Below are 15,551 nucleotides of genomic sequence, written 5' to 3'. Positions count from 1 at the left end.
CAGCGGTTTTCGCCCGACGAAACCCCACGAGCCGGGCATATGGCCGCAATAGGCTGAGGCCGTGGACGACGAGCCGGAGCTGCGTACCCGGGACTGGCTGCCGCGCACGGCGGCGCTGATCCTCGGCACCCTGGCGCTGGCGAGCGCGTTCATCGCCGCCTACGTCGGCGCGCTGCACAAGCCCGACCCGCGCGACGTGCCGGTCGCCGTCGTCACCAACGACCAGCAGGCCCAGGCCGTGATGTCCGCCGTCCGCGCCCGCACCGACACGATCAAACCCGTCGGGTACGACAGCCGCGGCGCCGCCTCCGACGGGCTCAACGACAGGTCGGTGTACGCGGTGCTCAGCTCCGCCCCCGACGGTGGCCTGACGCTCGCCACCGCCAGCGCCGGCGCGCCCGCCGCCACCGAACTCGTCACCGACGTGTTCACCGAGGCGGCCCGGCAGGCCGGGGTGCCGCTGGAGATCACCGACGACGTGCCGGTCTCCGCCGACGACCCGCGCGGCCTGGTCCCGTTCTACCTGGCCGTCGGCGTGGTGCTCGGCGGCTACCTGGCGTCCACGGCGCTCGGCATCTCGCTCGGCACCAGCCCTCGCAGCCTGCGCCGGGCCGGGCTGCGGATCGCCACGCTCGCGGTGCACGCGATCCTGCTCGGCGTCATCGGGGCGATCCTGGTCGGGCCGGTGCTCGGCGTGTTCGAGCACCGGGTGGCGGCGGTGGCGGCGGTCGGCGCGCTCGCCGCGTTCGCGGCCGGGATGGTCGCCGCCGCCGTGCAGGGCTGGCTCGGGCTGCTCGGCACCGGCATCGTGATCCTGCTCCTCGTGGTGCTCGGCAACCCCGGCTCCGGCGGCATCTACGCGCCCGAGTTCCTGCCGCCGTTCCTGCGCGGCATGCACCGCTGGAACGTGCCCGGCCTCGCCACCGACCTGTTCAAATCGGCTGTCTACTTCGACTGGCGCGGCGGCGGATGGGCGCTGACCGGCCTGCTGATCTGGGTGGTCGCCGGTTTGGCCGGGCTGCTCACCGCGACCATGTTCCGCGCCCGACGACGCCCCGTGCCGGGTCGGCACGCCGCCGACCGGGGCTGACCGGCGGGCCGTCCCAGAGTGCAGATCATCACGCCGTCCCCCTCCTGTCCCCGGGGGGTACGCGGATACGATCCAGGGGAGTCGGACAGCGCTGTCCTTCGTCCTCGCGTAAGGAGCGCAACCGTGACCGACCAGCACGACCACGACGGCCCCGACGCCGCTCTCCGGGCCGACATCCGCCGCCTCGGCACGCTGCTCGGGCAGACCCTGGCCCGTCAGGAGGGCCGGCCGCTGCTCGACCTGGTCGAGGAGATCCGGGCCCAGGTCCGCTCCGACGCGCCGGCCGCGGCCCAGCGCCTCGCCGGGCTGGACGTCACCACCGGCACGAAGCTCGCTCGCGCCTTCTCCACCTACTTCCACCTGGCGAACATCACCGAGCAGGTGCACCGCGCCCGGGACCTGCGCCGCCGCCGCGCCACCCACGGCGGCTGGCTGGACCAGGCCGCCAAGATGATCGCCGAGCGGGGCGTACCGGCCGAGGAGATCGCCGCCGCGGCCCGCCGCCTGGCCGTACGCCCGGTCTTCACCGCCCACCCGACCGAGGCGGCCCGCCGGTCCATCCTGTCCAAGCTGCGCGCGGTCGCCGACGAGCTGGACACCGAGACCGCGAACGCGATCCTGTACGGCGCCAGCGACGAGGGCCCGGCCAACCGCCGCCTCGCCGAACTGCTCGACCTGATGTGGCAGACCGACGAGCTGCGGCTGGACCGGCCGGACCCGACCGACGAGGCGCGCAACGCCATCTACTACCTGCGGGACCTGTACGCCGAGGCCGCGCCGCAGGTCCTCGACGACCTCGCCGACACGCTGCGCACGCTCGGGGTGGAGACGTCCCCGACGTCCCGCCCGCTGACTTTCGGCACCTGGATCGGCGGCGACCGCGACGGCAACCCGTTCGTCACGCCGGTGGTCACCCGCGAGGTGCTGCGCATCCAGCACGAGCACGGCATCGCCGCCACCGAGAAGGCGATGGACGAGCTGATCACCGAGGTCAGCGTCTCCCGGCGGCTGCGCGCGGTGTCGCTCGACCTGTCCGCCAGCCTGGCCAAGGACCTGGACGCGCTGCCAGAGGTGGCGCCCCGGTTCCGCCGGGTCAACGCGGAGGAGCCGTACCGGCTCAAGGCGCGGTGCGTGAAGGCGAAGCTCGCCAACACCCGCGAGCGGCTGCGCGCCGACACCCCGCACGTGCCGGGGCGGGACTACCGGGGCTCGACCGAGCTGATCGCCGACCTGGAGCTGCTGCGCGCGTCGCTGGCCCGCAACTCCGGCCAGCTCACCGCCGTCGGGCGGCTCGCCTCGGCAATCCGTACGGTGTCCGCGTTCGGCCTGCACCTGGCCACCATGGACATCCGGGAGCACGCGGAGAAGCACCACGAGGTGCTGGCCCAGCTCTACGAGGCGGTCGGCGAGGTGTCCGACTACCCGGCGCTGTCCCGGCTGGAGCGCACCAAGCTGCTCGCCGACGAGCTGACCGGCCGCCGGCCCCTCTCCACCCAGGACAGCCCGCTCACCGAGTCGTCGCGTAAGACGTTCGACGTGTTCGCGGCCATCCGCGAGGCGCAGGACCGGTTCGGCCCCGAGGTCATCGAGTCGTACATCATCTCGATGACGCTCGGCGTGGACGACGTGCTCGCCGCAGTGGTGCTGGCCCGCGAGGCCGGCCTGGTGGACGTGCACTCGGGGCGCGCCCGCATCGGCATCGTGCCGCTGCTGGAGACGCCGGCCGAGCTGAACGCCGGCGGTGAGCTGCTGGACGAGCTGCTGTCGCTGCCCGCGTACCGGGCGCTGGTGGCGGCGCGGGGCGACGTGCAGGAGGTGATGCTCGGCTACTCCGACTCCAACAAGGAGGCGGGCATCACCACCAGCCAGTGGTCGATCCACCGGGCGCAGCGCGCGCTGCGGGACGTGGCCGCGCGGCACGGCGTACACCTGCGGTTGTTCCACGGCCGGGGCGGCACCGTCGGCCGGGGCGGCGGCCCCACCCACGACGCGATCCTGGCCCAGCCCTACGGCACGCTCGACGGCGCGATCAAGGTGACCGAGCAGGGCGAGGTCATCTCCGACAAGTACACGCTGCCGGCGCTGGCCCGGGAGAACCTGGAACTGACCGTGGCCGCGGTGCTCCAGGCCACGCTGCTGCACACCGCGCCCCGGCAGCCGGCCGAGATGCTGGAGCGCTGGGACGCGGCGATGGACGTGGTCTCGGAGTCGGCGTTCCGGTCGTACCGGTCGCTGGTCGAGGACCCGGACCTGCCCGCGTACTTCTGGGCCTCCACGCCGACCGAGCTGCTCGGCGCGCTGAACATCGGCTCCCGGCCGGCGAAGCGCCCGAACACCGGCGCCGGCCTGTCCGGCCTGCGGGCCATCCCGTGGGTGTTCGGCTGGACGCAGACCCGGCAGATCGTGCCGGGCTGGTTCGGCGTGGGCTCCGGGCTGGCCGCCGCGCGGTCGGCCGGGCTGGCCGACGTGCTCGCCGAGATGAACCGGAACTGGCACTTCTTCCGCACGTTCCTGTCGAACGTCGAGATGATGCTGACCAAGACCGACCTGGACATCGCCCGGCGGTACGTGGAGACGCTGGTGCCGAAGAAGCTGCACCCGATCTTCGACAAGATCGAGCAGGAGTACGAGCTGACCAAGCAGGAGGTGCTGGCGGTCACCGCGTCACCGGCGCTGCTGGAGAACTCCCCGGTGCTCCAGCGCACGCTCGCGGTGCGGGACACCTACCTGGAGCCGCTGCACCACCTCCAGGTGGCGTTGCTGCGGCAGTACCGGGAGTCCGGCGCCGCCGGGCGGGCGGTGGTGACCGCGCCGGGTGGGCGGCGCGCCCCGAACGACGGTACGGCGCTGGAACGGGCGCTGCTGACCACCGTCAACGGCATCGCCGCCGGTATGCGCAACACCGGCTGAGGTGTAAGGAAGGGCCCCCTCTTAACGCCTCGTGCATAAGAGGGGGCCCTTCTTAACGCGTGCGCCGAGCGCGCTGCCAGCGGCGGCGTCCGACGCGGCGGCGCCGGCTAGAAGTCGCCGCCGCCGAAGTCTCCGCCGCCGAAGCCACCGAAGTCGCCGCCGCCGAAGTCCCCGCCGCCGCCGAAGTCGCCTCCGGCGTAGTCGCCACCGCCGCCCATGTCGCCACCGCCCATGTCGCCGCCCTGGTCGCCGAAGTCCTGGCCGTCGCCGAAGCCCTCCTGGTAGCCGGCGTCGTAGCCGTACCCGGGGTCGGCGAACGCGGGCGAGAACAGCGCGTCGGCGATCAGGAGACCGCCGACCACACCGACGCCGGCGCCGAGCGCGGTCTTCCACCACGGTGTGGAGTACCAGCCGGCCGGCACCGGCCGGCCCTGGTACCGGCCACCCGGGTAGTAGTAGGGCGTCGCGTTCCCCGGCTGCGGGCCGGCCCGGAACGTCTGCCCCTGCACGTCGACCTGGCGCTCCTTGGTGAGCGCGCCGGCGCCCTGGGCGGCTGCGAGCGGCGGCAGCTCCGGGCCCGGGTCGATGCCCATCGCGGTCCGGGCCGCCCGGATGTACGCCAGCCCTTCCAGCGCGGTCTCCCGGGCCAGCCCGAACTGGCGCGGCGTGCTCGCCTGCTCCAGCTGCGAACCGGCCGCGTTGTACCGCTCACCGGCGTCGGCGAGCGCCTGCCGTACCGCCGGGGCGTCGCCGTGCAGGTTCATCAGCTGGCCGCCGAGCCGCTCGTACCACCGCTGCGCCTCGGCGCGGGCGTCGGCCAGCTCGTTCGACCGGCGCGATCTACTCCCCCGTCGCCAGAGCACGAGTGCACCTCCGAGCAGCACGATCAGGAACAGCCACAACGCGAACTCCATGACTCGAAGGTACCCACCGGGCGCTCGTCGTACCCGTTTGGCAAGCTCTTGGCCATGAGCTTTGCGACGCTGGCCGTGGTGCTGCTCTGCCTCGCCGCGGGCGGCGCGGTGGGCTGGCTGGCCGCCCGGGCTCGCTCGGCGGCGGACATCGCCCGCCTGGAGGCGACGCTTGCCGCCACCCAGGCCGGCGAGGGCCGGCTGGAGCAGTCCATGCGGGCGCTGAGCTACGAGGCGACAGCGCAGTCCCAGGAGGCGGTGGCCCGCGCGGTGGCGCCGCTGCACGACACGCTGCGCCGCTACGAGCAGCGGGTCGCCGAGCTGGAGCGGGACCGGGTCGACGCGTACGCCGAGCTGCGCGAGCAGGTGCGGTCGATGAGCGCCGTGTCGGGTGAGCTGCGCACCGAGACCAAGCAGCTGGTCGCCGCGCTGCGCGCGCCGCAGGTGCGCGGCCGCTGGGGCGAGCACCAGCTCCGCCGCATCGTCGAGGCCGCCGGCATGCTGGAGCACTGCGACTTCAGCGAGCAGGTCACCGCCGCGACCGACCACCAGGGGGTACGCCCCGACCTGGTGGTACGGCTGCACGGCGGACGCACGGTGGTGGTGGACGCGAAGGCGCCCTTCGACGCGTACCTGACCGCGATGGAGGCGCGCGACGAGCGCGGGCGCGACACCCACCTCGACGCGCACGCCCGGCACCTGCGCGCGCACGTGGACGGCCTGGCCGCCAAGTCCTACTGGTCGGCGTTCGACCAGACGCCGGATTTCGTGGTGCTGTTCGTGCCGGCCGACCCGTTCCTCGACGTGGCCCTGCAACGCGACCCGACGCTGCTGGAGCACGCGTTCGCCCGCAACGTGGTGCTGGCCACCCCGGCGACGCTGGTGGCGCTGCTGCGCACTGTGGCCTACTCGTGGCGGCAGGAGGCGCTGGCGCGCAACGCGGCCACCGTCCACTCGCTGGCCCGTGAGCTGTACGGGCGGCTGTCCACGCTGGGCGATCACGTCGGCAAGCTGGGCAGCTCGCTGAGCGGGGCGGTGACGGCGTACAACCGGGCGGTGGGTTCGCTGGAGGCGCGGGTGCTGGTGAGCGCGCGCAAGCTGGCCGAGCTGGGCGTCTCCGGCGACGAGCTGGCCGCACCGGCGCAGGTCGAGCTGGCGCCGAGGCAACCGCAGGCGCCGGAGCTGCTGGGCGCGCCGTCCACATCGGCCGAGAGGTCGACGGACGTCGACGCTTAACACGTCGCACGTGATGACGTAGACCGATCTGTGTCACGGACTGATCACAAACCCAGGCCGGGTAGTGACACGTGTCGTCCCGACACGCAGGATCACCGTCACACGTGCCCTGCCCCTCGAGGGCCCTGTTCTCTGGAGGAAGAGAACGTTGAGTAAACCCCGCACGCGCAGCCGGCGACCGTCCGCCGCGCTCCTGGCCTCGGTCCTCGCGGCCGGTGCCCTGACCGTCGGAGGTGGCGCCGGCACCGCGAGCGCCGCCCCCACCGCCCCGCAACCCTCGCAGCCGACCGCCGCGAAGGCACTGGGCGCACACGACGCCAAGTTGCTCGACGAGGCCGAGGCGAAGAACGCGCCGACCGTCACGATGATCATCGCGGCGAAGAAGGGCTCGGCCAAGAAGGTCGTCGACGGCCTGGCCGGCCTGGGCGCCACCGTCAGCCAGCGCTACGACCAGATCGGGTACGTGCTGGCGAAGGTCCCCACCGACAAGGCGCTCAAGGCCGCCACGCTGCCCGGCGTCGCCGCGGTCGACCTGGACGAGACCATCAAGCTCCCCGACCCGGCGCCCGAGGCGGCGCCGAAGGGCGCGAAGACCGCCTCGCAGGCCCAGACGCTGGCCGGCCCGGGCGGTGACACCGGTGCGGTGAACCCGTACATGCCGACGAACGAGACAGGCGCGGAGGCCTTCAAGGCCGCGAACCCGCAGTGGGACGGCCGCGGCGTCACAATCGGCATCATGGACTCCGGTGTGGACCTGGACCAGCCGGCGCTGCAGACGACCACCACCGGCGAGCGCAAGATCGTCGACTGGGTCACCGCGACCGACCCGCTGGAGGACGCCTCCTGGCGGCCGATGCTGACCGACGTCAGCGGCCCGTCGTTCACCACCTCGCTGGGCACCTGGACCGCGCCGGCCGGCAACTACCGGTTCAACGTGTTCCGCGAGAACATCACCGCGAACAGCGACGCGCGCGGCGACCTCAACCGCGACGGCGACACCACCGACTTCTGGGGCGTGCTCTACAACCCGGCCAACGGTGACGTCCGCGTCGACGCGAACCAGAACAACGACTTCACCGACGACGAGGTGATGCGGCCGTACAAGGAGCGGTTCCAGGTCGGCCACTTCGGCACGGACAACCCGGCCACCGCGGTACGCGACCAGATCCCGTTCGTCGTCGAGTACCGGCGCAACGTGGACACCGCGCCGGTCGGCGGCCCCGGCCTGGTCGACTACGTCAACATCGGCATCATCGAGAGCACCCACGGCACCCACGTCGCCGGCATCACCGCCGCCAACGACATGCTGGGCAACAGCGCCTTCGACGGCGCCGCCCCGGGCGCCAAGCTGGTCTCCGCCCGCGCCTGCTCGTGGGGTGGCGGCTGCACCGCGGCGGCGCTCACCACCGGCATGGCCGATCTGGTGATCAACCGCAAGGTCGACGTGGTGAACATGTCGATCGGCGGCCTGCCCGCGCTCAACGACGGCTCGAACGCCCGCGCGGTCCTCTACAACGACCTGATCAACACCTACGGCGTGCAGCTGTTCATCTCGGCCGGCAACTCCGGCCCGGGCCTGAACACCGTCGGCGACCCGTCGGTCGCCACCGACGTGGTCAGCGTCGCGGCGAGCGTCAGCAAGGACACCTGGCTGGCCAACTACGGCTCGGTGGTCCGCAAGGACAACGCGCTGTTCAACTTCTCCTCGCGCGGCCCGCGTGAGGACGGCGGCTTCAAGCCGAACGTCGCCGCTCCCGGTTCGGCCATCTCCACCGCGCCGACCTGGCAGCCGGGCAACCCGGTGCCGGAGGCGGGCTACCCGCTGCCCCCGGGCTACCAGATGCTGAACGGCACCTCGATGGCCGCCCCGCAGGCCACCGGCGCCGCCGCGCTGCTGCTGTCGGCCGCGAAGGCGACCGGCAAGGGCGTCACCCCGGCCGCGCTGCGCCGGGCCGTCTACACCTCGGCCCAGCCGATCGCCGGCGTGCCGACGTACGCGCAGGGCTACGGCATGTTCAACGTGCCGGGCGCGTGGAGCCTGCTCGCCAAGGGCGTGCCGACCCGCACGTACACCTCCGAGGCGCCGGTCTGCACCGAGCTGTCGCCGAACCTGACCCGCTACGACCGGGCCTCCGGCACGTTCGTGCCGAACCCGAACGTCGGCACCGGCCTCTACAACCGCTGCGCCGCCGACCGTGGTGGCCAGAAGGTCAAGGAGAGCCGCCACTACGAGGTGAAGCTGACCCGGACCAGCGGCCCGAACAAGGGCATCAAGCACGAGGTCGCGTTCCGCGGCAACGACGGCACCTACTCCGCCCCCAAGGTGGTCTGGCTGCCGCTGAACACGACGGTCACGGTCAAGGTGAAGGCCAAGCCGATGACCGCCGGCGCGCACGGCGCCATCATGACCGTCGACGACCCGGCCACCGACGTGGTCGACTTCGAGGTCGCCACCGTCGTGGTCGCCTCGAACCCGGTGTCCGCTCCGGCGTACTCCTTCTCGGCCGAGGGCTCGGTCGAGCGGAACAACTTCCGGTCGTACTTCGTGACCGTCCCGCCGGGCGCGGGCGCGCTGCAGGTCAACCTGTCCGGCATCGCGACCGGCTCGCAGACCCGCTTCATCGCCATCAACCCGTACGGCGTGCCGGTCGAGAGCACCGCCAGCACCGCCTGCTACACCAACTTCTCCGACGCCGCGGTCTGCAAGCCGCAGGAACGGGACTACCAGAACCCGATCCCGGGTGTGTGGGAGATCGAGGTGGAGGCGCGCCGCACCTCGCCGGCGCTGGACAACCTGTTCCGGCTGCAGGCCCGCGTGCAGGGCGTGAAGGTGGAGCCGGCAGTGGTGCAGCTCCCGTCGGTCACCGCCGGTACGCCGGCTCCGGTGAGCTGGAAGCTGACCAACACGTTCGGCCCGGTCCAGGTGACCGGCGTCGGCGGTCCGCTCGCCAGCGTCCGCGCCGAGCGCCCGAGCATCACCGAGGGCGCGAGCCAGGAGTACCTGGTGGAGGTGCCGGCGGGCGCCACCTCGTTCACCGCGCGGATCGGCAACCCGTCCGACCTGAGCGCCGACCTGGACCTGACGGTCTTCCTGGGCGCCACCCGGGTGGGCCAGTCGGCCGACGGTGACTCGGAGGAGGCGGTCACGCTGACCAACCCGGCCCCGGGCACCTACCGCGTCGTGGTCGACGGTTACTCGATGAGCGACCCGAGCACCGCGTACGACTACCGGGACTCGTTCGCCTCCCCGGCGCTGGGCTCGCTCTCCGCGCCGTCCACGCCGCTGTCGCTGGCCAACGGCGCCACCGCCACCCTCACGGGTTCGGTGACCGCCCTGTCCAGCCCGACCGCCGGCCGGGAGCTGTACGGCGACATGGCCGTGACCACCACCGAGGGCGCGGTCGTCGGCCGCGGTTCGGTGGAGGTCCTCGCGGTCAACTGAGCCGCTGACACGACGGAGCCCCGTCCCCTCTCGCAGGGGGCGGGGCTCCTTCGCGTCGTCAGGCGGGGCGGGCGGACTCGACCACGAACGGGGTGCCCTGCTGGCAGGTGGTCATCATGCCCGGTTCGGGGCGGCCGGTGACCTCGACCCGGGCGCCGGCCTTGAGCACGTCGCGGGGGCCGCCGACCAGCAGGTGGCCGTCGAGCAGCAGGCAGTTCGGCTCGACCCCGGCCTGCACGGTGCCGGTGATGACGGTGCCGCCGACACCCGGCGGCGTCGACGGGCCGCCCTTCCAGGAGGGGTCCGGCCGGCTCGGGCTGGTGCCGGGATCGGGCTGGCTGGTCACCGGGGCGGCTCCCGTCGTACTCGGGCTCGGGCTGGGATCGGCGGACCCGTCGCCGGGTGCGGCGCAGGCGGTCAGCGCGAGGCCGGCGAGCAGTGCGACGAGCACCGTGCGAGGAGTCTTCATGGTCGATTGGACGCGGCGGACGGCCGTTCCGTTCCCGGTCAGCCGCGCGCCGCGGCGGCGGCCTTCATGTCGCGCTTGAGTTCCTGCGGCAGCGAGAACGTCAGCCGCTCGTCCGCCGTGGTGATCTCCTCGACGTCGCCGAAGCCGCGCTCGGCCAGGCGCGCGAGCACCTGCTGGACCAGTTCGTCCGGGACGCTCGCGCCGGAGGTCACGCCCACCGTGCTCGCGCCGGCCAGCCAGGCGTCGTCGATCTCGTGGGCGAAGTCGACCAGATGTCCGGCGCGGGCACCGGCGTCCAGCGCCACCTCGACCAGCCGGACGGAGTTCGAGGAGTTGCGCGAGCCGACCACGATCACCACGTCGCACTCGGGGGCGATCTCCTTGACCACGTGCTGGCGGTTGGAGGTGGCGTAGCAGATGTCGTCGCTGGGCGGCGACTGGAGCAGCGGCAGCCGCTTCTTGAGCCGGGCCACGGTCTCCAGCGTCTCGTCCACCGACAGCGTGGTCTGGGAGAGCCAGACCACCTTCTCCGGGTCGCGCACGGTGACCTTGTCGACGCCGTCCGGGCCGTCGACGAGCTGGATGTGGGCGGGCGCCTCACCGGCGGTGCCGATGACCTCCTCGTGCCCCTCGTGGCCGATCAGCAGGATGTCGTAGTCCTGTGCGGCGAACCGCCGGGCCTCGTGGTGCACCTTCGTGACCAGCGGGCAGGTGGCGTCGATCGCCCGCAGCGAGCGCTCCTTTGCCTGCTCGTACACCTCGGGGGCGACGCCGTGGGCGGAGAAGATGACTGTGGCGCCCTCCGGCACCTCCTCGTTCTCCTCCACGAAGATCGCGCCCTGGGCCTCCAGCGTGCGCACCACGTGCTTGTTGTGCACGATCTGCTTGCGCACGTAGATCGGCGCGCCGTAGAGCTTCAGCGCCTCCTCGACGGTCTGCACCGCCCGGTCCACGCCCGCGCAGTAGCCGCGGGGGTTGGCCAGGAGCACGCGCTTGCCGGTCCGGGGAGTCGTCTCAGCGTCAGTCACCCGCCCATCGTACGTGCCGCTCTCCCGCGCGGCAGCGGCCGCGAGGCGCGCGCGGGCGCTGTCGGGCCCGGGCCGTAGGGTGGGCTGGTGAGCGCGGGAGAGGACGGGCGGAGCAGGCCGGACGGGCAGAGCAGGCCGGACGGGCAGAGCACGCCGGACGGGCAGAGCACGCCGGACGGGCGCAGCACGCCCGAGGAGCCGTGGCCGGTCCGGGTGGTCAGCCAGAAGGTCGGCGCCTGGATCGCCCGCCTGGGCTGGGTGTGGGTCGACGGCCAGGTGGCGCAGATCAGCCGCCGCCCGGGCGCGAGCACCGTCTTCCTCACGCTGCGCGACCCGTCGGCCGATCTCAGCCTCACAGTCACCACGAACCGCGACGTGCTGGACGCGGGCGCGCCGGAGCTGCGCGAGGGCGCCCGGGTGGTGCTGCACGCCAAGCCCGAGTTCTACGCCGCGCGGGGCACGCTCAGCCTGCGCGCCGACGAGATCCGCCAGGTCGGCCTCGGTGAGCTGCTGGCCCGGCTGGAGAAGCTCAAGAAGCTGCTCGCCGCCGAGGGCCTGTTCGACCGGGCCCGCAAGCGGCGGCTGCCGTTCCTGCCGGGCCGGGTCGGCCTGATCACCGGCCGTGCCTCGGCGGCCGAGCGGGACGTGCTGACGAACGCCCGTCGCCGGTGGCCCGCTGTCGACTTCCGCACGATCAACGTGGCGGTGCAGGGGCCGAGCGCGGTGCCGGACATCGTCGGCGCGCTCAAGGTGCTCGACGCCGATCCGGCGGTCGACGTGATCGTCATCGCCCGGGGCGGCGGTGGCATCGAGGATCTGCTGCCCTTCTCCGACGAGACGTTGTGCCGGGCGGTCTTCGCCTGCCGCACGCCGGTGGTCAGCGCGATCGGCCACGAGACCGACACGCCGCTGCTCGACTACGTGGCCGACGTGCGCGCCTCCACCCCCACCGACGCGGCCAAGCGCATCGTGCCGGACCTGACCGAGGAGGTCCGGCTGATCGGTCAGGCCCGGTCCCGGCTGGAACGCGCCGTTCGTCACCTGGTCGACCGGGAGCAGCACCGGATCGACCTGCTGCGCTCCCGCCCGGTGCTGGCCCGCCCGCAGGTGATGGTCGAGCAGCGGGCCGTGGAGGTGTCCGCGCTGCGCGACCGCGCCGGCCGGTCCCTGGAGCACCGGCTGCGGGGTGCCACCGACGACCTGCGGCACACGCTGGCCCGGCTGCGCGCGCTGTCCCCGGCGGCGACGCTGGAGCGCGGCTACGCGATCGTGCAGCGCGCCGACGGCCACGTCGTCCGCGCGGCTTCCGAGGTGGCAAAGGGCGGTTCACTGCGGGTACGCCTCGCCGAGGGCGAGCTGACCGCCACCGTCGACGGCTGAGGGAAGAGAGACGATGACCGGGACGACCAAGGAAGAGCAGCTCAGCTACGAGCAGGCCCGCGCCGAGCTGGCCTCGGTGGTGGAGAAGCTGGAGGCCGGCGGCACCTCGCTGGAGGAGTCGCTCGCCCTCTGGGAGCGCGGCGAGCAGCTCGCCGGGGTGTGCCAGCGCTGGCTGGACGGCGCGCGCGCCCGTATCGACGCCGCCCGGCAGCGCGCCGAGGACTGACGGTGGGGTTCGGCACGATCGCCGAACCCCACCGCAGACTTCAGTTGAACAGGTTGTAGAGCTCGGCGGGCGCCTCGACGACCTGGTCGGCCGGGGGCTTCTGGGCCGCCGCCGCGTTGCCGTAGTCGGTGTAGGTGATCTTCAGGTCCTGCGCGGCGTTCTGCCCGGCCGCCGGGATCTTGAGCACCATCTCGCTGAGCCGGCCCTGCGTGTCGACCTTGGCGGTGAACGGCACCGACTGGGCCTGCGCGCCGAGCGCGGTGATCACGGCCGGGTCGAGCGAGCCCGCCTCGGCGGCCTTCGACACGTCGACGGTGCCCTCGTACGCGCCCTCGCCGGTCTGCCGCACCTCGGTGATGCCCTGGGTGAGCACGGCGCTGCCGGCCGGGTCGAGCTTCTCGAAGTCGAAGCCCAGCGCCCGGTTGCCCTTGACCCGGTTCTGGTCGAGGTGGTGGTACTTGCCGGTGTTGAGGTTCTTCACGCCGGGGATCTGGGTCGCCGCCGTGCCGCCGAGTTCCAGCTTGACCCAGCTGTCCGGCTTGGCGTGGATCAGGTCCAGCTTCATCATCAGGTCCGACGACGGGTCGCCGATGGTCATCCGCATGTCGGCGCTCTGGCTCGGCTCGTGCACCTGACCTTCGGCGGTGGAGCCCGCGCCGGTCATGGTGAACTTGAAGTTGCCCTCGCGGATCGCGTTCGTGGAGTCGAGCAGGGCCTGCTTGGCCGCGCTGCTGGACGCCGTGGCGCTCGGTGCGACGCTGCCGGAGGCGCTCGGGGTCGCGGAGGCGCCGGCGGTCGTCCCGTCGCCGTTGCAGGCCGCCAGGCCGGGAATGAGCAGCGCCGCGGCGAACGCGGTGGCGCTGAAGCGTCGTATCTTCACGTCAACCTCTCCAGGTGGGTCGTCCGGGCTCGATGTCCCTTCTGTTCCCGGAAGCGGGGTTCCGCAATCCCGCGTCACCCGGAGGGAGGACGTCAGCGCAGCGACGCGGCGAGTTTGCGCAGCTCCGTCTCCCCGGCGTCGCCGACCACGATCACGGTGCGGTTCGGCTCCAGCAGGACGAGCGCCTGCTCGTTGCCGCGGGCGGTGTAGCGCTGCCAGCTCATCCCGTCGGGCAGGTCGGCCGCCCCCTGCGGCCGGCCCTCGCTCAGCTCGGCCGGGAGCAGCTTCTCCGCCGGCACGTTGCTCTCCACGAGCTGCGCGCCCCGGCCCTCCGGGGTCACGTACCCGATCCGCAGCGTCGAGCCGTCGGCCTCGGTCCGGAAGCGGGCGTTTACCGTACGCCAGTCGTCGCCCAGCCCGGTCGGCTCGCTGACCGGGAAGACGTTCGCGGAGCGGGCCTGCTCCAGCGCGGGCGCCGGGTCGACGGTGACCGGCGAGTCGCCGCCGAGGAAGCCGCGGTAGAAGGCGAGCAGCAGCGCGATCGGGACCAGCAGGATCAGCAGGGACAGCGCCATGTCCTTCGGCGACCGCTCGGAGCGGGCCTTCTCCTTGCCGGCGGGCGGCGCGGGCGTGTCCCCCGCGGCGGCCGGTTCGCCCTGCTCCGCGACGAGCGCGGGCTGCCCCTCGGGCGGGGTCGGGCCGCCGCCCGGCCGGACCGGCGGCTGGCCCTGCGGCGGGGTGGCGTCGGTCGGTGCGCGGTCGGCAGGCTGTGCGGCTTCCACAGGGCCATTGTCGCAGCCCTCCGGGTGGCGTGATCCTGGCCTCCTCTGCCCCGCCGGGACCGCGAACCTGAGATCGTGTGAGGATCAGCGACAAAACCGGCGGCGACGACCGCCGGTCCCACCCCGCAACGTCGCGAGGAGGCCGCCATGACAACCACCAGGACGCGGACGCCCCAGGATCTCGACCGCAACCTCGCCCTCGATCTGGTACGGGTGACCGAGGCCGCGGCGATGGCCGCCGGCCGCTGGGTCGGCCGGGGCGACAAGGAGGGCGGCGACGGCGCAGCGGTCGACGCCATGCGCAAGCTGATCAACTCCATCCCGATGCGCGGCGTCGTGGTGATCGGCGAGGGCGAGAAGGACAACGCTCCGATGCTGTTCAACGGCGAGGAGGTCGGCGACGGGACCGGTGCCGAGGTTGACGTGGCGGTCGACCCGATCGACGGCACAACGTTGATGAGCAAGGGCATGCCGAACGCGCTCGCCGTGCTCGCGGTGGCCGAGCGCGGCGCGATGTTCGACCCGAGCGCCGTCTTCTACATGGAGAAGCTCGCAGTCGGCCCGATGTACGCCGACGTGGTGGACATCAACGCCGGCGTGGCCGAGAACATCCGCCGGATCGCCAAGGTCAAGGGCACCGACACCGCCGAGGTGACAGTGTGCGTGCTGGACCGGTCGCGCCACGACGACCTGGTCAAGCAGATCCGGCGTACCGGGGCCGGGATCCGGTTCATCTCCGACGGCGACATCGCCGGGGCCATCGCTGCGGCCCGCGGCGAGTCGGACGTGGATGTGCTGATGGGCATCGGCGGCACCCCGGAGGGCATCACCGCCGCGTGCGCGCTGAAGTGCATGGGCGGCATGATGCAGGCCAAGCTCTGGCCGAAGGACTCCGACGAGCGCCGCAAGGCGCTGGACGCCGGGCACGACCTGGACCGGGTGCTGTTCACCGACGACCTGGTCACCGGCGACAACTGCTTCTTCGTGGCCACCGGCGTCACGTCCGGCGACCTGCTGCGTGGCGTGCGCTACCGCTCGGGTGGCGCGTACACCCAGTCGATCGTGATGCGCTCCAAGAGCGGCACGATCCGGGTGATCGACTCGTACCACCGCCTGGAGAAGCTCGCCCTCTACTCGGCCGTCGACTTCGACGGCCGCCCGCTGGCCGAGCAGGAGTGAGCCCGGCGGCGTCCCGCC

The 15,551-nt window shown here is 72.8% G+C and carries 12 protein-coding genes; 7 read left to right on the top strand and 5 right to left on the bottom strand.

Features of this window, described 5'->3' with window-relative positions; genetic code table 11:
- Positions 1 to 61 precede the first annotated feature (61 nt).
- Both FHU28_RS07325 and ppc read left to right on the top strand, forming a co-directional pair.
- On the top strand, positions 62 to 1,090 hold the full coding sequence (locus FHU28_RS07325) for a hypothetical protein (RefSeq protein ID WP_184682131.1): 1,029 nt from the start codon (positions 62 to 64) through the stop codon (positions 1,088 to 1,090).
- Positions 1,091 to 1,213: 123 nt separating this feature from the next.
- Positions 1,214 to 4,000 carry a phosphoenolpyruvate carboxylase gene (gene ppc, locus FHU28_RS07320; protein ID WP_184682129.1) on the top strand — a complete coding sequence of 929 codons (2,787 nt, stop codon included), beginning with the start codon at positions 1,214 to 1,216 and terminating at the stop codon, positions 3,998 to 4,000.
- A gap of 107 nt (positions 4,001 to 4,107) precedes the next feature.
- Here the strand turns inward: ppc and FHU28_RS07315 are convergent, their stop codons facing one another.
- Positions 4,108 to 4,914, bottom strand: a complete 807-nt coding sequence (locus FHU28_RS07315; RefSeq protein WP_184682127.1) for a hypothetical protein — start codon at positions 4,912 to 4,914, stop codon at positions 4,108 to 4,110.
- A gap of 54 nt (positions 4,915 to 4,968) precedes the next feature.
- On the opposite strand from FHU28_RS07315, the gene rmuC reads away from it, so the two are divergent.
- A complete protein-coding gene (rmuC, locus tag FHU28_RS07310; protein ID WP_184682125.1) occupies positions 4,969 to 6,147 on the top strand; it encodes a DNA recombination protein RmuC in 1,179 nt (392 codons plus the stop codon).
- A gap of 148 nt (positions 6,148 to 6,295) precedes the next feature.
- Entirely contained in the window at positions 6,296 to 9,589 is a 3,294-nt protein-coding gene (locus FHU28_RS07305; RefSeq protein WP_184682124.1) for a S8 family serine peptidase, read from the top strand.
- Between the two features lie 58 nt (positions 9,590 to 9,647).
- On the opposite strand, the gene FHU28_RS07300 is transcribed toward FHU28_RS07305, so the two are convergent.
- A complete protein-coding gene (locus FHU28_RS07300) occupies positions 9,648 to 10,058 on the bottom strand; it encodes a hypothetical protein (protein WP_030501283.1) in 411 nt (136 codons plus the stop codon).
- Positions 10,059 to 10,096: 38 nt separating this feature from the next.
- Positions 10,097 to 11,086 carry a 4-hydroxy-3-methylbut-2-enyl diphosphate reductase gene (locus tag FHU28_RS07295; RefSeq protein WP_184682122.1) on the bottom strand — a complete coding sequence of 330 codons (990 nt, stop codon included), beginning with the start codon at positions 11,084 to 11,086 and terminating at the stop codon, positions 10,097 to 10,099.
- Positions 11,087 to 11,299: 213 nt separating this feature from the next.
- On the opposite strand from FHU28_RS07295, the gene xseA reads away from it, so the two are divergent.
- Together xseA and FHU28_RS07285 are read left to right on the top strand one after the other, a co-directional pair.
- Positions 11,300 to 12,466, top strand: a complete 1,167-nt coding sequence (gene xseA / locus FHU28_RS07290; RefSeq protein ID WP_311773691.1) for an exodeoxyribonuclease VII large subunit — start codon at positions 11,300 to 11,302, stop codon at positions 12,464 to 12,466.
- 13 nt (positions 12,467 to 12,479) lie between these two features.
- A complete protein-coding gene (locus tag FHU28_RS07285; protein WP_184682118.1) occupies positions 12,480 to 12,692 on the top strand; it encodes an exodeoxyribonuclease VII small subunit in 213 nt (70 codons plus the stop codon).
- 40 nt (positions 12,693 to 12,732) lie between these two features.
- Here FHU28_RS07285 and FHU28_RS07280 read toward each other — a convergent pair whose 3' ends face one another.
- Complete coding sequence (locus tag FHU28_RS07280; RefSeq protein ID WP_184682117.1) at positions 12,733 to 13,572, bottom strand: hypothetical protein; 840 nt, start codon at positions 13,570 to 13,572, stop codon at positions 12,733 to 12,735.
- Between the two features lie 92 nt (positions 13,573 to 13,664).
- Complete coding sequence (locus FHU28_RS07275; protein WP_184682115.1) at positions 13,665 to 14,354, bottom strand: DUF4245 domain-containing protein; 690 nt, start codon at positions 14,352 to 14,354, stop codon at positions 13,665 to 13,667.
- Between the two features lie 147 nt (positions 14,355 to 14,501).
- Here FHU28_RS07275 and glpX point away from each other — a divergent pair, with 147 nt between their 5' ends.
- Positions 14,502 to 15,533 (top strand): class II fructose-bisphosphatase, encoded by a 1,032-nt coding sequence (gene glpX / locus FHU28_RS07270; RefSeq protein ID WP_184682113.1) that lies wholly within the window; start codon positions 14,502 to 14,504, stop codon positions 15,531 to 15,533.
- Positions 15,534 to 15,551 lie beyond the last annotated feature (18 nt).

It is taken from the genome of Micromonospora echinospora (genome assembly GCF_014203425.1).
GTDB classification, from domain to species: domain Bacteria; phylum Actinomycetota; class Actinomycetes; order Mycobacteriales; family Micromonosporaceae; genus Micromonospora; species Micromonospora echinospora_A.
The sequence above is the reverse complement of the archived record's forward strand: the minus strand, read 5'-3'. Positions and strand labels throughout refer to the sequence as shown.

Coding starts and splice junctions, on each gene's coding strand:
- FHU28_RS07315 (WP_184682127.1), bottom strand. CDS start 4,914: ATGGAGTTCGCGTTGTGGCTGTTCCTGATCGTGCTGCTCGGAGGTGCA.
- FHU28_RS07285 (WP_184682118.1), top strand. CDS start 12,480: ATGACCGGGACGACCAAGGAAGAGCAGCTCAGCTACGAGCAGGCCCGC.
- glpX (WP_184682113.1), top strand. CDS start 14,502: ATGACAACCACCAGGACGCGGACGCCCCAGGATCTCGACCGCAACCTC.
- FHU28_RS07300 (WP_030501283.1), bottom strand. CDS start 10,058: ATGAAGACTCCTCGCACGGTGCTCGTCGCACTGCTCGCCGGCCTCGCG.
- rmuC (WP_184682125.1), top strand. CDS start 4,969: ATGAGCTTTGCGACGCTGGCCGTGGTGCTGCTCTGCCTCGCCGCGGGC.